Below are 21,987 nucleotides of genomic sequence, written 5' to 3'. Positions count from 1 at the left end.
AGTGAATGGTTGCAATCAGGGCAATCCATGACTGGATGGGTGAACCGGGGGCTGTGGTCTCCTGGCACCCGTCGCCCGCTTCACTCGCCAAGGTGAAGGGCGCACCCGTCAGCGACGTGCCGGTGAGCTACCAACAGGCCCAGCACATCCGGGGATACCTCAGCCATGTCGCCGAGGGCACCGAGATGGCACGGCTCAACATCCCGGCATGGGATATCCAGGGGCAGTGTGACCTGCGGGCGATGACACACGTCATCAACTCGTACGTGCGTCGTCACGACACCTATCACAGCTGGTTCGAGTACTCCGCTGACGGTGTGAACGACGAGGGCACCATTCTGCGGCATACCGTGCGCAACCCCAAGGACATCAAGCTGGTCCCCACCGAGCACGGTGAGATGACGCCGGTGCAGTGGCGTGAGCACGTGCTGTCCACCCCGGATCCACTGACCTGGGACTGCTTCAACTTCGGCATCATCCAGCGCAGCGACCATTTCACCTTCTACATCAGCGTCGACCACGTGCACACCGACGCGATGTTCATGGGACTGGTGCTGGTCGAGATCCACATGATGTACCTGGCCCTCGTCGACGGTGCCGCGCCGTTGCAGCTGCCGCCCGCCGGCAGCTATGCCGACTACTGCGTGCGTCAAGAGGCCTACACCTCCGCCCTCACCCTGGACACCCCTGCGGTGCGGGGCTGGGTGGAGTTCTTCCAGCGCAACAACGGCACCATGCCGCGCTTCCCGCTGCCGCTGGGCGACTTCTCGGTGCCGTGCACCGGCGACATGATCACGGTGCAGCTCCTGGACTCCGAGCAGGCCGAGAAGTTCGAAGCGGCCTGCATGGACACCGGCGCCCGCTTCAGTGGCGGTGTGATCGCGTGTGCGGCCCTGGCCGAATACGAGCTGACCGGTAACGACACCTACAACATCATCACGCCCACCACCACCCGCAACAGCCAGTCGGAGTTCATGACCACCGGTTGGTTCACCGGTCTGGTGCCCATGAGCATCGAGGTGGGGTCCTTCGCCGAGACCGCGCGCGCCGCGCAACATGCGTTCGACTCGGGTATGCACATGAAAGACGTGCCCCACGAGCGTGTTTTCGAACTTGCCGAGGGTACGGATCTGGGCTTGACCACTCCCGAACCCGGCACCCCGATGCTGTCGTACCTCGACGCCGGCCTGCCGCCGCTGTCCCCAGCCGTCATCGCGCAGTGGGAAGGCATGAACGGCAAGGTCTTCAGCGACTCGCGCTCGGCCTACCAGGTGGGAATGTGGGTGAATCGGACCGAACGCGAGACCGCGGTCACGGTGGCATTCCCGAACAACCCCATCGCACGCGAGTCGGTGATCCGCTACGTGGACGCCATGAAGGCGGTCTACACCCGGGTCGCCGAGGGACGCCAGGCGGGCCTCTCGAACGACCGCGGACGATCGGATTTGATTCGCGTCAACGGTGGCTGACCTGTGACGCTGCGATCCCGACCGGCGCGCCGGTCGCTGCGTGAACGATGGGCTGACACGCCCGGAACCGACAACCGGCTGGCCTACCTCGACCAGGCGATGTACCTGGGCCTGCGTGCGACGGGGCAGGCGGCGGTCTGCCAGTGCCTGTGGATCTACGAGCACCCGGTGGACCTCGACGGCCTTGAGCGGTTCCACCAGAATTTCGGTCACGGCCTGGCCGGTCGCCGAATCGAGCCGTCACCACTGCCTTTCGGAAGACACCGGTGGGTGGCCTCCCCGGGGGCTCCCGGCGACCTCCTGGTCGGAGAAGGCCTTCGCCCGCGCGACGAGCTGATGGAATGGGCGGACGAACACGCCTCTGCACCCGTTGATCCGGAATGGGGTCCGGCGTGGCACATGGGAGTGCAGACCTTCGATGACGGTGCCACGGCGGTGAGCCTCGTCGGCTCCCACTGCATCGGCGACGGTGGTGGCGCGGTGCTGACCGTGTTCGAATCGGTCACCGGCAACATCCGTGATCTGGGCTATCCGGCACCGCGTTCCCGGACCAAGCGGGAAGCACTGCGTGCCGATGCGCGGGACACGTTGCGTGATCTGCCGGAAATCGGCAGGACCCTGGTCGCCGGGGTGAAACTTGCCGTCAAGCGGCGCCGTGAACTCACGAAGTCGGGGAGCACCGCGCCCGCGCTGACTCCGGGACCCGACGGCGACAAACACGTGATGGTGCCCGCCGTCGCGATCTACATCGACGGTGCCGAATGGGATGCCCGGGCCGCAGCGCTCGGGGGCAACAGCTACTCGTTGGTCGCCGGCATGGCAGCGCGCCTCGGTGATCGCACCGGCCGCCGCAGCCCGGTCGACGGCACCGTGCCGCTGACCGTCCCGATCAACGACCGCACCACTTTGGAGGACACCCGGGCAAACGCCGTGGTGCTGGCCAACGTTCGTGTTGATCCCGCCGAGGTGACCTCGGATCTGTCGCCGGCCCGGGCGGCACTCAAGCAGGGGTTGAAGACGGCCAAGGAGGTGCCGGACGAAACTCTGGCGCTGTTGCCGCTGACCCCGTTTCTGCCCAAGCGGGCAGTGAAGCGCACCGCTGATGTTGCGTTCGGATTCTCCGCAGACCTACCGGTGTTCTGTTCCAACCTCGGACAACTCCCGGCCGAGATCAGTCGCGCCGACGGTACGGAGGCCGAACATGTTGTGCTGCGCGGAGTCGACCAGTTCGTCCCCCGGCGGGTCCTCGAGCAGCGGCATGGTCTGCTCACGGTGATCGCGGCCCGGGTCGGCACCAAACAATCCCTGGCCGTGATCAGCTATCAGCTGGGCGGGGCCAACACCAAGGCTGCGTTGCGGGAACTCGCCGCCGAGACCCTTGCCGAGTTCGGCCTGACCGGCGCCATCGAATGACCGATGCAATGACAGGTGTTGCGGGACAAGAGGACCGGCTCACCTATATGGATCAGGCGTCGTTCCTGTCGCTGCGCGCGGTCGGCCGGGCACTGTTGGGTCAGCTCGCGTGGGTCTACCACCACCCGGTGGACTACGACGGGCTGCGACGCTTTCACGACAACTTCGGCCATGGGTTGGCCGGTCGGCTGATCGAACCGTCGGTGCTGCCGTTCGGCCGGCACCGCTGGGTGGCGGCGTCGGGTCCACAGGCCGATCTCGACATCGCCGAGAGCCCCCGACCCCCCGAGGAGCTCGGGACGTGGCTGGACGAACAGGCGCAGACCCCGGTGGATCCGGAGTTCGGACCCGGATGGCGACTTGCTGTGCAGCCGATGACCGATGGCTCCACCGCTGTGAGCCTGGTGATCTCCCACAGCCTGACCGACGGTCTGGGGCTGCTGCTCACGGTGGCCGATGCGGCCAACGGCAAGCTCCGCGATTTCGGCTACCCGCCGCCTGCGTCGCGGACCCGGCGGCAGGCCTTGGTCGCCGACGCCCGGCAGACTGTTCGTGATATGCCCGAACTGGGTCGCACCCTCGTCGCGGCGGCCAAACTGTTCTATCGGCGTCGCAAGGACTTCGTCAACGCCGGAGCGTCGCGGGCATCGGTCACTCCGGCCGACAAGCGCGACGAGAACGTCATCGTGCCCACAGTGGCATTGTTCATTCCCGAGGATGAGTGGGACGCGCGCGCGAATGCCCTTGGCGGGAACAGTTATTCGTTGCTCGCCGGGTTCGGTTCCAGGTTGGCCGACCGGATGGGCCGGCACCGTCCGGATGGAACGGTGAGCCTGTTGGTGGCGATGAGTGACCGGGCCGAAGACGACACCCGGGCAAACGCCGTCACCATCGCCAACGTTGTGGTGGATCCGGTGCCCGTCACCAGCGATCTCTCCGGGGTGCGAGCGGCGATGAAGCAGGGCTTGCAGACCATGCGGGAGGTTCCCGACGAGACGTTTGCGCTTCTGGCGTTGACCCCGTTTGTGCCCAAACGTGCGGTTCGGCGGTCGGCTGACGTGATGTTCGGCGACCTGCCGGTGTCGTGTTCCAACCTGGGCCAACTCGATCCCGCAGTGGGCCGGCCTGACGGCACCGACGCCGAGTACTTCATGTTGCGCGCCGTGGACCAGAACGTCACGCGGGATGAGATCGAACGTGTCGGTGGACAATTGGTCGTCGTGTCCGGTCGGATCGGCGGCAAGGTCACCATCGGTGTGGTCGGCTACCAGAACGGCGGCACCAATACCAGCGCCGCGCTGCGTGAGCTGGCCCAGCAGACATTGGCGGAGTTCGGCGTGGCGGGTGAGGCGATCTAACGTCGGCCGCGGCGTGCTGCTTCCTCGAGGAGGTCGGCGGTGGCGGTGACGCTGTCCGCGGCCGGTGTGAGCTCGGCCGCGAGGCGACGGGCCTGCTCGGCGATGTCCGGTGCCAGGGCGGCTCGGAGTGCAACCCGCAAGGACTCCCGGGTGGTTTTCGAGAATCGCTGTTTGACACCGACTTTGAGGCGCTTGACCTGATTGGCGAACACGGGTTGGTCGGCCCCGACCCACAACACGAGCGTGGGAACCCCGGACCGCATCCCGGCAGCGGTCGTCCCGGCTCCGCCGTGATGGACAAGCAACCGGCAGCGGGGGAACACCACGCTGTGATTCACGGCGCCGACAACTTTCACGTGATCGGCTCCTGACATCCCGGTGAGGTCCCATGCGCCCGAGGAGATCAGCGCGCGCTGCCCCAGCTCGGCGCAGACTTCGGTGATCATGGCGACAGCGTCGGCCGGCGATTCCACCGGCATGCTGCCGAAGCCGAAATAGATGGGCGGGGAACCTGCTGCCGTCCAGGACATCACCTCGTCGTCGGAGGCGGCCTCCTGACGCAAGGTGAGCGCGCCGGTGAAGGGCCGAACCCCCGCCCATTCCTGGGCGAGCCCGGGGAACAGGAGCTTGTCGTAGGCCTGGATCTCGAGGGTTCCGCTCTCGATCATCCGGCGGATGGCCGGGGTCGACGCGCGGGCGAGTCCCAGTACCCGGCGCTGGGCGTCCTCGGCCTTCCGCATCACTTGCCAGTGCCCCCATTCGCCGGCGGCGAACACCGTCGAGACCAGCTTCGAGGGCAACGGCACCGGGACCACGCTGCGATTGGCCCGGTGCGGAAAGTAGTGCAGTGCAGCCATCGGGATCCGGTGGTACTCGGCAACGTTGGCGGCGACCTCTTGGTAGGTCGTTCCCGTCAGCAGTAGATCGGCGTCTTCGGCCAGCGCCGCCGATACGGCACTCATCTCGTCCCAGCCTTCGGTGGCGTACTCCCGGGCTTCCCGCAGCACGGTCGCTGGGTTACGCAGCGACCACCACTTCCGGAAGACGTCGGCTTCGAGTTGCTTTTGTGAATCGACGCCGTAGGCCCCGGCCGGTGGCAGCCCGGCGCTCTCGACAAAACCGGTCAGGTTGGGGGGCACCGCGATCCTGACCTGATGACCGCGTCGCTGCAGTTCCAGTGCCACTGCCGCGCATGGCTCGACATCACCTCGGGTGCCGTGTACTGCGATCGCAAAGATCATCGGCAGACCCGTTGCCGAAATGCACTTGTCCCGTACCACCCTCGGCGATCGGGGGTCTTCGACATCACTGCGTACACCTGCCGATTGAAACACGCGGTCGATGTGGACCGGGGATCAGGGCGAGGCGCCGATCTGGCGCGGGGTCTGGTAGCGGGGCTGATCCGCTCGGCTGGCTAACACGAAATCGCGGCGCGTCACGGCCTACCAGCTGAGGGTACGCCCCAGCGGTGATCCGCTGGGGCAGATGCGGTCAGTGGGCAGCTGTCATGTCGGGGACGCGAGGCGGTGGCAGGCGGCTGAATTGTCTCCCCGACTTTTGGTAATCCAAATATAAATGTATCTTCCCGGAATGAATTTATCGTTCCCAATTGGGAAGGGGAACTCCGGAATTGACGCGTCGCAGAACAGGGAGTGCAATGAATCCTCGGGTACCCACGGTGTCCTACCTCGGTTGGCACGGAAAAGGGAACATTGGCGATGACGCAATCTACGACGCGGTTCGTTCCCAACTCCCCGGTGCCAGATTCCTTGATCTACCTCGATTCCCTCACGAGAGAATCCGTGCCGCAGCAACCGGTCTGAACAAATCGCTTCGACACAGCACCCACATTCTCGGGGGAGGCACCCTTGTCGGCAGGCGCCATTGGCGGGGGTTGGCCAGTCACGCCGCCGCGCTGACAAAAAAACAGGGAAGTTTCGCAATCGGCGTAGGCGTGGAAGATCCAGTGTTTAAGGGACGGCGATCCGGTTCTGGCAACAACGAGTTGAAGCGTTGGGCGCCAGTTCTCGCCGACTTCAACATCATTTCGGTGCGCGGCCCCCGCAGCGCCGAGCTGCTCGGCGATGTGGGCATCGACGCCCAGGTGACCGGAGACCCGGCGCTACTACTGCCCCGCCCCGACGTCGCGGTGCAGGACGGCCTCATCGGTGTGAACCTCGGATTCGGGGACGATCTCTGGGGGCACGACCCGGACTATCTTGCAGAGACCACGTCTCAATCGGTAAAGGTGTTGGCGTCGAAGGGATACCGCTTTCGGGGCATTCTGATGAACGCCAGTGACGCGCGATGGACCGAACGGGTGCTCGCGGACGTCACCGCGGAGATCGTCGCGCCGGCCGATGCGGCCGCCGCGTCCCGCGAGTTCGCGGCGTGTTCAGCGGTGATCGTGAGTCGTCTCCACGCCGGCATTCTGGCGGCTTTGACTGGTACCCCGGCCATCTCGCTGGAGTACCAGCCCAAGTGCCGAGACTTTGCTCTGTCCATCGATGACGAGCGCTCACTGATCCGTACCGACCAGGTGGTCGCACACGACATCGTCGACCGGGTGCTCGCCGCCCTGTCCGACTCCGCCGCCATCAGGAAGAGAACCTGCACCGCCGTCGAGAAGTTGCAGCGGCGACTGCACGACGACTACGCCACAGTGAGGCAGAGCGTCGGCCTCGTGTGACGATCCGTACACATGCGGTGCCGGGACCGATGCAACAAATCAGGCCGTCGGACCGACAACACGGATGTGCACACTGAACTCTCGGTCGTCGTGGAAGTGACGGCGGCCCGCCGGCGCTGCGCCGGGGGAGTTCGGGATCGGTTGGTCGGGCCAGGTGCGACGTACAGATAGCTCCCAGATAGACTCAGGATTTCCACCTGCTGAACCGTGTAGCCTGAGCGGGATGTTGAAACGCGCCTTCACCAGCGGTGCGTTCGCCGGAGGCGGCTTTCCTTTACTCAGTCGCGTGGTCGTGCGCCACCCGCTGATAGTCATAGCCTCGTGGATCGCCCTGGCCGGCATCCTGCTTCTCCTGCTTCCCTCGTTGCCGAAAGTTGTCGCTGACAACCCGCCGGAGTTCTTGCCCACGGAATCGCCGGTGCTCCACGCGAGCACCATGATGCGTGAGGCCTTCAACGAGCCGAGCTCCGATAACAGCGTGGTGGTGATCCTCAGCAATGAGGGCGGTCTGACCGACGCCGACGAAGCCACCTATCGGTCACTGGTCGAGAAGTTGCGCGCCGACACCACCAACGTGCGGACAACGCAGGACTTCGTCAACATCCCCGAACTTCGGGAGGTGATGACCAGCAAGGACGGCAAGGCGTACAACCTGCCCGTTCAGCTGGTGGGGGTGATGGCCACCTCCGAAGGACAGACGGCGTACAAGAACGTCGTCGAGGTGGTCGACAAGGCCACCGCCGATTCGGATTTGTCCGCCAATGTGGTCGGTGCCGCCGCCACCTTCGAGGACATCAACAAGATCGGTGCCCGTGACCAGCTGCTGATCGAAACCACCACGGCCATTCTGGTGTTCTCGATTCTGGTGCTGGTCTATCGAAGTTTGGTGGCGATGCTGCTGCCGATGGTGACCATCGGCGTTTCGCTGGTGGTCTCGCAGCAGGTGGTGGCCGGCCTGGGCCTGGTGGGGCTCGGCGTGGGCCCGCAGACGTTGCTGCTGATGGTGGCGATGCTGCTCGGCGCCGGCACCGACTACGCCATCTTCCTGCTCAGCAGATACCAGGAGATCCTGCGGACCGGGGTGTCATCGGACGAGGCGTTGCGCGAGGCACTGGTGTCCATCGGCCAGGTCATCGCCGGCTCGGCGTTGACCGTGGCGGCCGCCTTCATGGGCATGGCCTTCACCGACCTGGGCGTGTTCTCCACCGTGGGGCCACCTCTGGCGATCACCATCATGATCGGCTTTTTTGCCGCGGTGACGCTGTTGCCGGCCCTGATGACGCTGGCGGGCCGGCGTGGCAGGTTGAAGCCCCGCAAGGACCTGGGGCGCCGGATGTGGCGCCGGTCCGGTATCACGATCGTCAAGAGGCCAAAATCGGCGCTGGTGGGCAGCCTGGCTGTTTTGCTGGGGCTTGCCGCGTGTATGTCACTGATCGACTACAACTACGACGACCGCAAGAACCTGCCCGACGACGCCGAGAGCAACATGGCCTACGAGGCCATGAACAAACATTTCCCCACCAGCAGCACCGCTCAGCAGTTTCTTCTGGTGCATTCTCCGGCCGATCTGCGCACGCCGAAGGCGCTGGCCGATCTTGAACAGATGGCGCAGCGGGTGTCCGATCTGCCCGGTATCGAAATCGTGCGCGGCATCACCCGCCCCACCGGCGAGATGATCGAACAGGGCAAGGCCACCTGGCAGGCCGGCGAAGTCGGCAGCAGGCTGTTGGACGCTTCCACCCTCATCGACGACAACGACGCGAACCTGTCGTTGCTCACCGGCGGCGCCGACCAGCTTGCAGATGCGCTGGACGAGATTCGGCGCAGCGTTGTCGGTGCCGTCGGCAGTGTCCGCGGTCTGGCGTCCGCGCTCGACGACATGTCGAAGAAGTTCGGCGGCGAAAAGACCCTCGACGAGATCGACAAGACCGCCAAACTGGTGACGAACATGCGCCAGCTGGGCAAGGCTCTGGGATTCGACCGGGTGCGCCTCGGTGACCTGGGCGGATGGGCCGCCCCGATGGTCAACGCCCTCAATGTGAGCCCCAACTGCACGTTGGACCCGGCTTGTGTCGAATCCCGGGCCGACCTGCAGAGGATCGCCAACCTGCAGGGTGACCCGCTCCTGGACAAGATCGCCGAACTCGGGGACGTCCTGGTATCCACCAACGGCGACCAGACCATCGATGACACTCTCTCGAGCCTCAGCAAGAACGTCACGGAGTTGACCACCGCCGCCCGGGACTTGGGTCTCGGGCAGCCGAACGGTGTCCAGAACCGGATCAACACCGCGGTCCAGGGGGCCAACACCCTCGCCGACTCCAGTCGCCAGCTAGCTGAGGGTGTGCAGCTACTCGTCGATCAGACCCGCAACATCGGTGACGGACTGGATCAAGCGTCGGCCTTCCTGCTGGCCATGAAACGCGAAGCCGCCGACCCGCCGATGTCGGGTTTCTACATTCCACCGGAATTGCTGACCCAGGCCGAATTCGAGAAGGCCGCGGCGCTGTTCATCTCTGATGACGGTCATACCGCCCGCTATCTGGTGCAGACGGCGCTCGATCCGTTCAGCGTCGAGGCGATGGATCAGCTGCGGATGATCGTCAAGACCGCCGAGGACTCCCGCGCCAACACCGTGCTGGCCGACTCCACCATCTCGATGGTGGGCTTCACCGTTGTCAACGACAACCTGCGCACCTATTACGACGGCGACATCCTGTTCATCATCGCCTTCACGCTCATCGTGGTGTTCCTGATCCTGGTGGTTTTGCTGCGTGCGATTCTGGCGCCGCTCTACCTGGTTGCATCGGTGGTGCTGTCATTCGTGTCCGCGGTCGGTATCGGTGTGCTGTTCTTCCAGTTCATCCTCGGACAGAACATTCACTGGAGCGTGCCCGGGACGGCGTTCTTGGTTTTGGTCGCGGTCGGCGCGGACTACAACCTGCTGCTGATCTCCCGAATTCGTGACGAGCTACACCTGGGGTTGCGTTCGGCGGTCATCCGCACGGTGGGAGCCACCGGTGGGGTCATCACTTCGGCGGGCATCATCTTTGCCGTGTCGATGCTCAGTCTCACCGTGAGCAGTATCAGCACCGTGGTTCAGATGGGCTTTGTGATCGGCGTGGGCCTGTTGCTGGACACCTTCATTGTCCGGACGGTCACCGTTCCGGCGATGGCGGTCTTGGCCGGCAACGCACAGTGGTGGCCGTCGAAGTCGGTCGGCACAATGCACAAGCCGCCCAAACGCGCCAAAAAGGTGGTGCCGACCCCCGACACGGACACGGACCTGCAGGAAGCCGATTTCGATGAGGACGTCGACACCGACCGACTGCGCGTCGAACCCATCGATGACCTGGTTGACGACGACCCTGATACCGACGAGCTGAACATCGGGGCTGGCGAAGATGCTGCCGAGACCGATCAGTTGAGTGTTGAGGGGGACTCGGCTGAGACTGACGAGTTGGATACGGATCAGTTGGACGTTGTGGAGGAGGACCCCTCGGATGCTGAGGTCGATGCCTCTGACGAGCTGGACAACCCCGAGCCTCTCGACGAGGACAGTGCCGAGTCGGATGTTGGGGTTGTGGACGAGGGTTCAGCGGAGTCCGACGAGCTGAGTGTTGAGCTTGGCGAAGGCGCTGTCGAGACGGATGAGTTGGATGTGGTGGAGGGGGACCCCTCCGATGCTGATACCGACTCAGAGGCCGATGCCGGCGCTGATTCCACCGGTGAGGCCGACGCCGACGCCGAGGTGGACAACCCCGAGGCTCTCGTCGAGGACAGCGCTGACTCGGATGAGGTGGATGCTGCGGGGGACTCGGTCGATACCGACCCCGAGGCCGATGATGACGCTGATTCCGCTGGTGACGGGCTCGACGAGACGGCCGATGAGGTGCCCGACGGTACCGAGACCGATTCTGATGTTGTCACTGAACACGACGACCCTGATGACGAGGTAGCGGCAGCCGATGACGTGCCGTCGACCCCTGCCCGGCAGAGCGTGACGCGCCGAATCCGCCGATGGTGGCGCCGGTGATTCAGACGTCGAGGCTCCCATCCGACTGAGAGCGATTACTGGCTGCGGGCGTGGACAACCTCGAGGACTGAACTACAGCTGGGCGAAGTGACTACCCTGCCGGGTGCTGCCCGACGGTCACCGAACCGACTCTGCGGCGATCCGGTACTGCCGGATGACCAACGGCCCGAAGATGGCCACCAGGACGGCGATCCATGCCAGGGCGATGAGCAGCGTTCCGGTAAACGGCTCGCCGACCGTGATCGCTCGCATGGTCTCGATCACCGGCGACAGCGGCTGGTACTGGATGACCGGCTGCAGCCAGGTGGGGAACGACTCGACCGGAGCGATTCCCGGGCTGCAGAATGCCAGGCCAACCGAACTCGTGCCCAACCACATGAACACGGCGGTGCCTTTGGACTTGAGTGCCAGCGTCATCACCAGCATCGAAAAGGCCAGCACCACCAGGACCGGCAACACCACGTAGAGGATCACCGTGAAGAGACTGCCCTGGAAGCGGATGCCCAGTGCGACGCCCACCGAGGTGATGATGACGACGCCGAACAACGTTCGGACAGCTTCGGCGATCAACCGGCCGGTGATGGCGCTGGTCCGGTGGACGGGCAACGTCCAGAACCGGCTTAGCAGTCCGTGACCACGCTCCATCGGCAGCGACAGGGCGGCCCCGAGCGCCCCGAACATGCCCCCGGCCAGCGCACACATCGGCACCAGGCTTTCGAGGTTGTCGGAGCCGTTGATGGCGACCATCGATTTTCCGGCAAGCAGGTGGTAGAAGACCAGCAGCGCCGTCGGGAACAGCAGCCCCTGGATCGGCACCGCCGGGTGGCGTCGCCACCCGTTGATCAACCGACCCGCAAACACCAGGCTTTCGGTCAACCATGTCGACCGTACAGGTTGTGTCGCGGTCATTCCGTTCGCCTCTGCAGTCGTGTGGCGATGGTGCCGAACACCACCAGTAGCCCGACGCACCATGCCAGGGTGCCCAGCACGTGGCTGGCCTCGACGCTTCCGTCGGTGAGATCGCGCAATGTCTCGGTGACCACCGACACCGGCTGGGCACGGACAAACGGCTGCACCCAGTCGGGGAACGCCGCCGCCGGGGCCATACCGGTCGACAGCAGCACCAGCGCCAGCATGGGAATCAAGAGCAACTGACTGGAGGCGTCGATCCTCTTCACGAAGGTTCCGACCGCATCGGCGCCCAACGACAATCCCAACGCCAGGAGCAGGCAGACAGCAATAAAGGCAAGCGCGTGCAGCATGCTGCCGCTGAGGCGGAACCCGAACGGATACGCCACCACAAACGCCGTCACGATGACAACGGTCGACCGGATGAGGCAGTAGAGCATGCGGGCCATCAACGGAACCAGTGTGGGAATCGACAGCGTGTGGAGTCGGCGTCCGAAGCCTGAGGACGCATCGCGGGCGGCCCGGTCGGCGGTGGTCAGTGCACCGAACAGCACGGATTGCACGATGATGGCGGGCAAGACGTATTGGGCGTAAGTCATTGCGCCGGTGTCGATTACGTTTTGCAACACGAAGGTGAAGCCGATAAATGTGGCGACCGGGGCCAGCACGGCGATCAGTAGATCAAAATCGCGCAGTGTGCTGCGCAATACGCGCTCGGTCAGCGTGACCAGTGCATTCATGCGGTGACGGGCCGCTCCGTCAGGTGCAGAAAAACCTCGTCGAGGGAAGGTTTACGCAGTGAGATGTCGAGCAGTTCGACCTCGAGCCGCTCGATGCGCCGGAAGACCTCGCCGAGTGTCGAAACACCTTGCACTGCCGGTACTGAGACGGTGTTCATATCGCGGTCGATCTCGAGGCCATCGAAGTCCGCGAGTACTTCTGCGATCCGAGCCAGATCGTCGGGGCTGACAGGGGTGACCTGGCAGTAGGGAAAACCCAGGTGCCCCTTCAGTTCTTCGGAGGTCCCTCTGGCGACGATCTGGCCGCCGTCGAGGATGATGATCGAATCGCTGAGGACGTCGGCTTCCTCGAGGTATTGCGTCGTCAGCAGAACGGTCACATCTTGAGCGGACAGCTCCGACACCAGGGACCACACGTCACGTCGGCTCCGCGGGTCGAGTCCGGTGGTGGGCTCGTCGAGGAACAGCACTTTCGGCGCCACCACCAGCGAAGCGGCGATGTCGATACGGCGCCGCATGCCGCCGGAGTAGGTCAGGACCTGGCGATCTGCTGCGCGGGCGAGGTCAAACCGTTCGATGAGTTCGTCGGCGCGGCGACGCGCGTCCTTGCGTTTCAAACCACGCAGCCGTGAGAACAACACCAGGTTCTCGCGGCCGGTGAGCATGATGTCCAGCGATGCGTCCTGACCGGTGACCCCGATACTGGCACGCACCTGGTCGGGTTGCCGGGCGACATCGAAACCGCCCACCAGCGCTTGACCCGAGGTCGGGCGTAGCAAAGTGGACAGGATGTTCACCGTGGTGGTCTTGCCGGCGCCGTTGTGGCCGAGAAGTGCACAAACCGAGCCAGTCGGTACCGAAAAGGTGACGTCCCGCAACGCTTGGACACTCCCAAACGTCTTGGTGACTCCGTTCAGCTCAATCACGAGGCAACGATACAGGGGGGTTAGGAGCTTTCAACCTGTCCAGCTGCCGACCGTTGATTCGCGGTCCGAGAGGCCCGGCGGTGCGGTGATCGCGAAGCGCTACGGTAGTGACCGGCACCAACCGAGTAGACCGATCCAACGGGGGACACGTGACCACCTCGCCCGCACCCACATCGGTTGTGGCAGCAATTCCCAACTACAACATGGGTGAGTCTCTGCAGAGGTTGCTTCCGCAGATGCTCGAGCAGGGCTATGACCGCATCCTGGTGCTCGACGACGCCTCCACCGACAACAGCGCCGATGTTGTTCAGCAATTCGGCCCCGCGGTGGAATGGGTGCGGAGCCCGGTGAACCAGGGGGCCGGTGCGAACCGGAATCAGATCATCGGCCAGGTCGAGGACTCCGCGCTGATTCACTTTGTCGACGCAGATATGGATCTGGTCACCGACGGCATCGCGGCGACGGCACGGGAGCTGTTCACGCGGTACGCCGCGGACGGTGTCGGCGCGGTGGGTGGATTGGTACGACGGGCCGACGGCAGCCAGGAGCCTTTCAACTTCGGCCCGGTCTTCGCCCTGCGAACCAATCTCGTGGCGATTCCGCCGGTGCTGGACCACGTCAGGGACCGGCCGTGGGCGGTGCGGGCGATCCGCCGCGTCGGCACTCCCGGTCGCAAGCATTGGCCGGACATTTTCCAGCCACCGGTCCCACGAGAGACGTATTGGCTCCATGAAGGAAACATGCTCATCAATGCCGGGGTGTTCCGGTCAGTGGGTGGCTACGACCCGGGAGTGCGGTATCACGAGGCGCAGGACTTGGCGATCCGCCTCGCCAAGCTGGGCGTCAAGCGGCAGTTCGACCCGGCGATCGAGGTGATCCACCATTACGTCGATGTCCGCGGCAAGAGTCGCGGGTCCCAGGAACGCAATGCGGTGCTCTATCTCATCCGCAAGCACGGCGTGGTCCGGTTCCTGACCGAGGGCTGATCACAAGCCGTCAGGACAGTGCATCGACGGTGGTGTCGAGCCGGTCGAACTGGCTGTTCTGGTAGAGCACCACGCAGCTGGCCCGTCGGATCTTGCCGCTGGTGGTGATCGGAATCGCACCCCGGCCCACCAGGACGATGTCGGCGGCACTCAGGGCGTGTGTTTGGGAGATCGCGGCGGCGATCCGGTTCTTCAGCGTCGTCAGCTTTGCCCGTGACTCGTCGTCGTCGCCGCGCGTTTTGACCTCGACGACCACCACGAGTTGTTCAGCGCGATCCCGGTCCACCGAGATCGCGGCGACCCGTCCGCCGGTGATCTCCTGGACCGTCGACTCGATATCGTCGGGATAGTGGTTCACGCCCCGGACGATCAGGAGATCCTTGATCCGCCCGACGATGAACAGATCGTCGTCGGAGATGAAGCCGAGGTCTCCGGTGCGCAGCCAGGGGCCGACTTCGGTGCCGGCCGAGGGGTCGGCGATCACACCGCCGAACGTGTGTTCTGACTGTTCGGGTTTGTTCCAATACCCCGGGCATACGTTGTCGCCGCGCACCCAGATTTCCCCGACAATCCCCGCGGGTTGTTCCAGGCGGGACTCCGGGTCGACGATGCGCACCTGCGGTGACTCCGGTGTGCCGTATCCGACCAGCGGGGTGCCGGACTCGCTGCTGCACACCTCGGCGCGGCCGGCCGAGAGCTTCTCCGACTCGAAATGGACGACGTTGGGGGGTTGGCCCGGACGATCGGTGGCGACGTAGAGCACCGCTTCGGCCAGACCGTAGGACGGTCGCAGGACCTCTGGACGCAGATTGAACCGGGCGAAGCGTTGCGCGAACCTTTTCAATGTTGTGTCGTGGACCCGTTCGCTTCCGCTGATCACGGCCAGGACATCGCCGAGGTCGACGCCTTCCATATCGGCGTCTGAGGTTCGCCCTGTTGCCAGCTCGAATGCGAAGTTGGGTCCGGCGGTGAGGACTTTGGGTTGTTTGGACAGCAGCTGCAGCCACCGTGCCGGCCGCGCCAGAAATCCCAACGGTGTGGTGAACGTCGTCCGCCAGCCCCCGAAGATCGGGGCGATGACCCCGAGTAGCAATCCCATGTCGTGGTAGAACGGCAGCCACGACGCGACCGTCGTGCCTTCCGGGGCGACCCCTTGATAGTTGTGAAAATATGCCGCGACCTGCTGCTCGAAGTTGGCTGCCAGGTTGCCGTGGGTGACCATCACGCCGGCGGGGGTGCGCGTCGATCCGGAGGTGTACTGCAGATAGGCGACCTCGGGGCGCTGCAGGCTGCGCGGCGTCGGCTTCCGGCGTACCTCCCAGTCCAGCAAATCAACTTGAATAACTGCGGGTGGCTGCGCCGAATCGCGTGAGGATGCGTATTCGGAGACCGTCGCGGCGACTGCCGAGGTGGTCAGGATCGCGGTGGGTGTGGCGTCGGCCAGGACGGCGCTGATCCGCTCGTCGTGCTGACCGGGGATCGGTGTCGAAAGCGGCACTCCGATGACGCCGGCTTCCAGAGTGGCCAGGAATGCCACGAGGTAGTCGAGGCCCTGGGGCGCGATGATCGCCGCGCGGTCTCCGATTGTGGTGCTCTCGCGCAGCTCATGGGCCAAGCTCAGGGTGCGTCGATAGAGTTGAGCCCAGGTCAGGCTGGTTTCCGCGCCGTCCCAGTCATGGTCGTAATCGACGAAGGTGAAGGCGATGTCGTTCGACTGCAGACTCGCACGTTCCCGCAGAACATCGGGAATGGATGACGCAATCATGAAAAGGCCCCTCGCAGATACCACCGGCAGACGATCTTTCGAGCATAGGGCCAGTCCGGGGACAGATGCGCGCTAGGGGCTTGCGAAACACCGGAGAAAACTCACGCGCTGCGATGTGGGCGTGGTCTGGGTTGCGCCCGCTGCCGGTGGTGGGCGGCTGGTTGCGTCGGCGGTGCCGGGGCGGTCACTGGATTGCTCTCGGATCGCCGCCGTCGCGATGTTTGCCGAGTAAACGATTGAGGCGCACCGCAGGACTTGGATCCAGCTCAGTGGGTGAGGCGACTGAACCACTTGGTCTTGATCCGCCACGAGTGAGCCGCGGCGACCGCAAACACCGCACCGCACACACAGGCGAACAGCCATACAGCTTTGCCGTTCTCCCATTCCGCAAACTCAGGGACATAGGCGGTGACGATCCGGACCAGGCAGGCGATGATGCCGCTGGCGGTGGCGACGAGGTAGACGTCGGCCATCACCTTCGAGCGTGGGTCGCGGCGCAGGATCAGCAGTGCACGGGCGCCGTAGCCGAGGAGGTAGATGAGGGTGCCACACAACACCAGCCAGTAGGTGCTGAGCCAGAAATCCGTGGGTACCTGAAAGAAGTCCGGTCGATAGATGGCGGCGCCGTTACCCAGAGAGAAGGCGACGAGCAAGGCAGGAATGCAAAGAGTGGCTGGGCGTTCCACATATTGCTTGAAAGTCAGCTGCATCGTGTGGTCGTCCTGGAGCCGGCCGAGCGCGTTGTAGACGATTGCCGACGCCGCGACTATGTAGCAGTCGTGGGCGATGTAGTCCTCGAGATTCCACACTCCGGTGAGTCGATGCAACCATTGGCCGACTGTTTCGGAGGCCAGCGGCGACATCAGCAGGACCGCAGCGCCTTGTAGCGCAACATTCAGGGTTGCCGCCACTTCCCAACGGCACGACCAGGTGACACGGCGGATCCACAGGCTCCACGCGATACACCCGGTCGTGATCACGATGAGTACGGCTACGGCCATTTGAGAAAACGCTTTCGAACTGAATTGCGGTCAGCAAATTGTAGTGTCAGAGCGGCGGAGCATCTTGGCGCGGCGAGAATTCGGACAGCTTCGGCAGGTGATGCCGAGTGTCGGCGCGGGCCGCGGGAACCGTCTTGACCTCGACCTTTTCGGGAGCCGTCGCCACTGTCAGCGGAGCGGATTCGATGTACTGCCAGACCTCTTGGCGGCTCATCAGGCCAAACCGCACCTGGAGGTCCGGGTAGTTCAGGCCGAACCGGTCCGACACGAGGCGCAATTCCTCGGCATTGGGGTAGTCGTGTTCCTTCAGGCGGCGGTAATACGTGCTGCTCGAGACCCCCAAAGCGTCAAAGATGTTCTTGGCTTCGACATCGCCGTCAAGGAGGTAGTCGAGCAGCGCTTTGAGTTGTCGGCCGTTCTCATCCGTACGTGGCACCAACTCACCATAGACGGAATCCCTTTAATGGGCACTAGCAACCACTATTTAGACAACGCACGTTTTATTGACATGAACGTCACGATTTCGGGATGAGTCTCCCAATTCTGGGACATCCGTGTACGGTGACCGCATGGTCGCTCCTTCAGTCCCGTTGCTGCCCGGTCCTGCGGTTCGGGTAGCCGATCATGATGCCGCCGGCAGCCCCGGCCATGACGAGATCGTGCCGCTGTCGGCACCTCTCAGTGACGAGTTGAGCGACGAGTTCGACGGCGCCGTGGAGGCGTTGGGAGTTGTCGCCGATGTTTTGCTGCTGGCGGCATTGGGTCGTGCCGTGGAGCGCACCCTGGGTGCCGGCTACATCACCGTCGACATCGCGGACGGACAGTTTGCCGGCAGCTCGGTAGCGCTACGTTGCGCCGCGGCTCGGGATGTCGATGCCACCTCAACCCTGATCGATGTCGACCGGTTGCTGGCGTCGAGTGCGGGACAGGGTGGTGAAGTGTTGCCCAGCGCCGAGATCGCGTTGGCGCCGACCGGTACCGCACCCGTCGAGCTCAGCGTCACCCGCGCAGTCCAGGTGTGCGTCGCCCGCCATGACGGCATCGTGGGACTCGAGTGGTGGTACGACAGCCGGCGCTTCGACGGTTACACCATCGAGGAGCTGTCCGAGCAATTTTCGCTGGCGTTGATCGAATTGTCCTCCGAGGCCGTTGCGCCGTTGCAGAGCAGCGATCCCGCGGCAGAGGCAACGTTGGTTCAAGTCGGCTGACCTTCCGAGGGCCGGCGATACACCCGGATTTGCGCCCGCCCGGTAGGATTGCGGCGCAGCAGTACCAACGGCGACGATCCGGCCATCACCGGGGAGCTTTCGGAAGAAAAGCCTTTTGGGCTCAGTAGAACCGAACGGACGGGCCCGTCACAGCCCACATCGAGCGGCCACGTCTTCGGCGTGTGCAAGCGGGGTGGTACCGCGGCGCTCGCGCACCAGCGCGTCGTCGTCCCCGTGCCAGGAAAGGCACGTGGTGCCCACGGCACCGGGACGCAGGAGACGACGAACGCAGTGACACCCAGTGGTGACGACGTGACCGGCCCGCAGGCTTATCCCAAGCTGGCAGGCGGCACCCCGAGCTTCCCGGCGCTGGAAAGCGATGTGCTTTCGTACTGGGAATCCGACAACACCTTCCGTGCCAGCGTGACACTCCGCGATGATGCGCCCGAGTACGTTTTCTATGACGGGCCGCCGTTTGCCAACGGCCTTCCGCATTACGGGCATCTGCTCACCGGTTACGTGAAAGACATCGTTCCGCGGTACCGCACCATGCGCGGCTACAAGGTTGAGCGGCGGTTCGGCTGGGACACTCACGGATTGCCCGCCGAACTCGAGGTCCAGCGTCAGCTGAACATCACCGACAAGGCCCAGATCGAAGAGATGGGTATCGAGAAGTTCAACGATGCGTGCCGTGCGTCGGTGCTCGAGTACACCGACGAATGGCGCAGCTACGTCACCCGCCAGGCGCGTTGGGTGGACTTCGACAACGACTACAAGACACTGGATCCCGATTTCATGGAGTCGGTGATCTGGGCGTTCAAGCAGCTGTGGGACAAGGGCCTGGCCTACGAGGGCGTCCGGGTACTGCCGTACTGCTGGAACGATGAGACGCCACTGTCCAGCCACGAGCTGCGCATGGACGATGACGTCTATCAAAGTCGGCAGGACCCGGCGATCACCGTGGGTTTCAAGATCGGCGACGGAGCGCTGGCCGGCTCCCACCTCCTGGTCTGGACCACCACCCCCTGGACGCTTCCGTCCAACCAGGCGGTGGCTGTCAATCCCGACGTCGACTACGTCCAGGTCGAGGCGCCTGACGGCGGCCGCTACATCCTGGCGGCTGCCAGGATGGGCGCCTACGCCAAGGAACTGGGGGAGGAACCCCAGGTCGTGTCGACCTTCCGGGGTGCGGACCTGCTGGGCCTGCGCTACCTGCCGCCGTTCCCGTACTTCACGGAAACCGACAACGCGCACAACGCTTTTCAGGTCCTCAGCGGCGACTTTGTCACCACCGAGGACGGCACGGGAATCGTGCACATGGCCCCGGCGTACGGCGAAGACGACAAGGCGACCACCGACACCGTCGGTATCGTCCCGGTGACACCTGTCGACACCCGGGGCCGGTTCGACGTCACGGTTCCGGACTACCAGGGCCAGCATGTGTTCGACGCGAATCCGAACATCATCCGAGACCTGAAGAACGGCAACGGTTCTGCAGCGGTCAACGGTGCGGTGTTGCTGCGGCACGAGACCTACGAACACTCCTACCCGCACTGCTGGCGCTGCCGGAATCCGCTGATCTATCGCGCGGTGTCCTCGTGGTTCGTGAAGGTCACCGAGTTCCGGGACCGCATGGTCGAGCTCAACCAGGAGATCACCTGGTACCCCGAGCATGTGAAGGACGGCCAGTTCGGCAAGTGGCTCCAAGGTGCCCGCGATTGGTCGATCTCCCGAAACCGCTACTGGGGAACCCCGATCCCGGTGTGGAAGTCCGACAACCCCGCCTACCCGCGGATCGATGTCTATGGCAGCCTCGACGAACTCGAGCGTGACTTCGGGATCCGGCCCGACAACCTGCACCGGCCGTTCATCGATGAGCTGACCCGGCCCAATCCTGACGACCCCACAGGTCAATCGACGATGCGGCGCATCGAGGATGTGCTCGACGTCTGGTTCGACTCCGGGTCGATGCCTTATGCGCAGGTGCATTTCCCGTTCGAGAACCGGGAATGGTTCCTCGGGGGAGAGGACTCGGCGGGAGAGGCCTCACAGACCGACCAGGAGCCGCATTTCCCAGGCGATTTCATCGTCGAGTACATCGGACAGACCCGCGGCTGGTTCTACACGCTGCATGTGCTTTCCACCGCGCTGTTCGACAAACCCGCATTCAAGTCATGTGTCAGCCACGGCATCGTGCTGGGCAATGACGGACAGAAGATGAGCAAGTCGCTGCGCAACTACCCGGACGTGACCGAGGTGTTCGATCGCGACGGCTCCGATGCCATGCGCTGGTTCTTGATGTCCTCACCGATCCTGCGTGGCGGCAACCTCGTTGTCACGGAACAGGGAATCCGCGAGGGTGTTCGTCAGGTGCTGCTGCCGTTGTGGAATGCCTACAGCTTCCTGACCTTGTACGCCCCGAAAGTCGGAACCTGGCGCACTGATTCGCAGAATGTCCTCGATCGTTACATCCTGGCCAAGCTGGCGGAGCTTCGCGACGGACTGACCCCGGCGCTGGACACCTGCGATATCTCCGGGGCCTGTGAGCAACTGCGACAGTTCACCGAGGCCCTGACCAACTGGTATGTGCGGCGCTCGCGCAGCCGGTTCTGGGAGGAGGACGCCGACGCCATCGACACGCTGCACACCGTGTTGGAGGTGACCTCGCGACTGGCCGCGCCCCTGCTGCCGCTGGCCACCGAGGTGATCTGGCGTGGGTTGACCGGTGGGCGGTCGGTACATCTGACCGATTGGCCGGAAGCCGACCTGCTGCCGCGGGATCCCGGTTTGGTCGCGGCCATGGACCAGGTGCGTGAAGTCTGCTCGGTCGGCTCGTCGCTGCGGAAGGCAAAGAGGCTGCGGGTTCGGCTTCCATTGCCGAAACTGACTGTTGCAGTGGACAATCCGGGCCAGTTGGCCCCGTTCACCGATCTCATCGCCGATGAGCTCAACGTCAAGGCCGTCGAGCTCACCGACGATATCGCTGCGTACGGACAGTTCGAGCTGGCGGTCAATGCCCGGGTGGCGGGGCCGCGGATCGGCAAGGACGTTCAGGCGGCGATCAAGGCGGTCAAAGCCGGTGCCGGCGTGGTCAATGCGGACGGAACGTTGACGGCAGGTCCGACGACCTTGTTGCCGCAGGAGTACACGTCCAAACTGGTGGCCGCCGATCCCGACTTCACGGCCGCGCTGCCGGACGGAGCCGGTCTGGTGGTGCTCGACGGCACCGTGACGCCGGAGCTGGAAGCCGAAGGCTGGGCCAAGGACCGTATCCGCGAGCTGCAGGATCTGCGTAAGTCGACCGGCCTGGAGGTTTCCGATCGAATCAGCGTGGTCATCGAGGTACCCACCGACAAACGCGAGTGGGCACGGACTCACGCCGAGCTGATCGCCGGCGAAATCCTGGCCACCTCATTCGAATTCGGAGACCGCCCCGATGCGGTGGAGATCGGCGACGGGGTGAAGGTCGCGATAGCGAAGGCCTGAT

15 protein-coding genes are annotated in these 21,987 nt (G+C 64.2%); 8 read left to right on the top strand and 7 right to left on the bottom strand.

The window, feature by feature from the left end:
• Positions 1–5: 5 nt before the first annotated feature.
• From WBB07_RS03570 to WBB07_RS03560, 3 genes are read left to right on the top strand one after another with little or no spacing between them, the layout of a single operon-like run.
• Positions 6–1,469 (top strand): condensation domain-containing protein, encoded by a 1,464-nt coding sequence (locus WBB07_RS03570; RefSeq protein WP_526304829.1) that lies wholly within the window; start codon positions 6–8, stop codon positions 1,467–1,469.
• A gap of 3 nt (positions 1,470–1,472) precedes the next feature.
• Positions 1,473–2,882: a hypothetical protein gene (locus tag WBB07_RS03565; RefSeq protein WP_526304827.1), complete on the top strand. Its 1,410-nt coding sequence runs from the start codon at positions 1,473–1,475 to the stop codon at positions 2,880–2,882.
• Between the two features lie 8 nt (positions 2,883–2,890).
• Positions 2,891–4,240, top strand: a complete 1,350-nt coding sequence (locus WBB07_RS03560) for a hypothetical protein (RefSeq protein ID WP_526304825.1) — start codon at positions 2,891–2,893, stop codon at positions 4,238–4,240.
• Here the strand turns inward: WBB07_RS03560 and WBB07_RS03555 are convergent.
• Positions 4,237–5,481 (bottom strand): glycosyltransferase, encoded by a 1,245-nt coding sequence (locus WBB07_RS03555; RefSeq protein WP_526304823.1) that lies wholly within the window; start codon positions 5,479–5,481, stop codon positions 4,237–4,239. The genes WBB07_RS03560 and WBB07_RS03555 overlap by 4 nt on opposite strands.
• A 416-nt stretch (positions 5,482–5,897) precedes the next feature.
• Here WBB07_RS03555 and WBB07_RS03550 point away from each other — a divergent pair, with 416 nt between their 5' ends.
• Positions 5,898–6,929, top strand: a complete 1,032-nt coding sequence (locus WBB07_RS03550; RefSeq protein WP_526304821.1) for a polysaccharide pyruvyl transferase family protein — start codon at positions 5,898–5,900, stop codon at positions 6,927–6,929.
• A 223-nt stretch (positions 6,930–7,152) separates the two neighbouring features.
• Positions 7,153–10,965 (top strand): MMPL/RND family transporter, encoded by a 3,813-nt coding sequence (locus WBB07_RS03545; protein ID WP_526304819.1) that lies wholly within the window; start codon positions 7,153–7,155, stop codon positions 10,963–10,965.
• Between the two features lie 117 nt (positions 10,966–11,082).
• Here WBB07_RS03545 and WBB07_RS03540 read toward each other — a convergent pair whose 3' ends face one another.
• Genes WBB07_RS03540 through WBB07_RS03530 form a run of 3 tightly spaced genes read right to left on the bottom strand, consistent with a single transcriptional unit; the run spans position 11,083 to position 13,540 of the window.
• On the bottom strand, positions 11,083–11,841 hold the full coding sequence (locus WBB07_RS03540; protein ID WP_526304817.1) for an ABC transporter permease: 759 nt from the start codon (positions 11,839–11,841) through the stop codon (positions 11,083–11,085).
• 29 nt (positions 11,842–11,870) lie between these two features.
• Positions 11,871–12,614: an ABC transporter permease gene (locus WBB07_RS03535; protein WP_526304816.1), complete on the bottom strand. Its 744-nt coding sequence runs from the start codon at positions 12,612–12,614 to the stop codon at positions 11,871–11,873.
• On the bottom strand, positions 12,611–13,540 hold the full coding sequence (locus tag WBB07_RS03530; RefSeq protein WP_526304814.1) for an efflux ABC transporter ATPase subunit, DrrA-related: 930 nt from the start codon (positions 13,538–13,540) through the stop codon (positions 12,611–12,613). Before WBB07_RS03530 ends, WBB07_RS03535 begins: the two co-directional genes overlap by 4 nt.
• Before the next feature lie 149 nt (positions 13,541–13,689).
• Between WBB07_RS03530 and WBB07_RS03525 the strand changes: the two genes are divergently transcribed.
• Positions 13,690–14,526, top strand: coding sequence for a glycosyltransferase family 2 protein (locus WBB07_RS03525; protein ID WP_526304812.1), 837 nt, complete (start codon positions 13,690–13,692; stop codon positions 14,524–14,526).
• A gap of 10 nt (positions 14,527–14,536) precedes the next feature.
• On the opposite strand, the gene WBB07_RS03520 is transcribed toward WBB07_RS03525, so the two are convergent.
• The 3 genes from WBB07_RS03520 to WBB07_RS03510 all read right to left on the bottom strand — a co-directional run bounded on the left by WBB07_RS03520 (position 14,537) and on the right by WBB07_RS03510 (position 17,728).
• Entirely contained in the window at positions 14,537–16,291 is a 1,755-nt protein-coding gene (locus WBB07_RS03520; RefSeq protein WP_526304810.1) for a fatty-acid--AMP ligase, read from the bottom strand.
• A gap of 266 nt (positions 16,292–16,557) precedes the next feature.
• The gene (locus tag WBB07_RS03515; RefSeq protein ID WP_526304808.1) at positions 16,558–17,292 is read right to left on the bottom strand and encodes a hypothetical protein; all 735 of its coding nucleotides are present in this window, start codon (positions 17,290–17,292) and stop codon (positions 16,558–16,560) included.
• A gap of 46 nt (positions 17,293–17,338) precedes the next feature.
• Positions 17,339–17,728, bottom strand: a complete 390-nt coding sequence (locus WBB07_RS03510) for an XRE family transcriptional regulator (protein ID WP_526304806.1) — start codon at positions 17,726–17,728, stop codon at positions 17,339–17,341.
• Positions 17,729–17,861: 133 nt separating this feature from the next.
• On the opposite strand from WBB07_RS03510, the gene WBB07_RS03505 reads away from it, so the two are divergent.
• Entirely contained in the window at positions 17,862–18,500 is a 639-nt protein-coding gene (locus WBB07_RS03505; RefSeq protein WP_526304804.1) for a hypothetical protein, read from the top strand.
• 312 nt (positions 18,501–18,812) lie between these two features.
• A complete protein-coding gene (ileS, locus tag WBB07_RS03500) occupies positions 18,813–21,986 on the top strand; it encodes an isoleucine--tRNA ligase (protein ID WP_526304871.1) in 3,174 nt (1,057 codons plus the stop codon).
• Position 21,987 lies beyond the last annotated feature (1 nt).

This window comes from Mycobacterium sp. (assembly GCF_049647605.1).
GTDB lineage: Bacteria > Actinomycetota > Actinomycetes > Mycobacteriales > Mycobacteriaceae > Mycobacterium.
The sequence above is the reverse complement of the archived record's forward strand: the minus strand, read 5'-3'. Positions and strand labels throughout refer to the sequence as shown.

What these genes read in the sequence shown, in the direction of transcription:
- WBB07_RS03505 (WP_526304804.1), top strand. Translation starts at nt 17,862, where the DNA reads ATGGTCGCTCCTTCAGTCCCGTTGCTGCCCGGTCCTGCGGTTCGGGTA.
- WBB07_RS03550 (WP_526304821.1), top strand. Translation starts at nt 5,898, where the DNA reads ATGAATCCTCGGGTACCCACGGTGTCCTACCTCGGTTGGCACGGAAAA.
- WBB07_RS03545 (WP_526304819.1), top strand. Translation starts at nt 7,153, where the DNA reads ATGTTGAAACGCGCCTTCACCAGCGGTGCGTTCGCCGGAGGCGGCTTT.
- WBB07_RS03570 (WP_526304829.1), top strand. Translation starts at nt 6, where the DNA reads ATGGTTGCAATCAGGGCAATCCATGACTGGATGGGTGAACCGGGGGCT.
- WBB07_RS03555 (WP_526304823.1), bottom strand. Translation starts at nt 5,481, where the DNA reads ATGATCTTTGCGATCGCAGTACACGGCACCCGAGGTGATGTCGAGCCA.
- WBB07_RS03520 (WP_526304810.1), bottom strand. Translation starts at nt 16,291, where the DNA reads ATGATTGCGTCATCCATTCCCGATGTTCTGCGGGAACGTGCGAGTCTG.
- WBB07_RS03535 (WP_526304816.1), bottom strand. Translation starts at nt 12,614, where the DNA reads ATGAATGCACTGGTCACGCTGACCGAGCGCGTATTGCGCAGCACACTG.
- WBB07_RS03515 (WP_526304808.1), bottom strand. Translation starts at nt 17,292, where the DNA reads ATGGCCGTAGCCGTACTCATCGTGATCACGACCGGGTGTATCGCGTGG.
- WBB07_RS03560 (WP_526304825.1), top strand. Translation starts at nt 2,891, where the DNA reads ATGACAGGTGTTGCGGGACAAGAGGACCGGCTCACCTATATGGATCAG.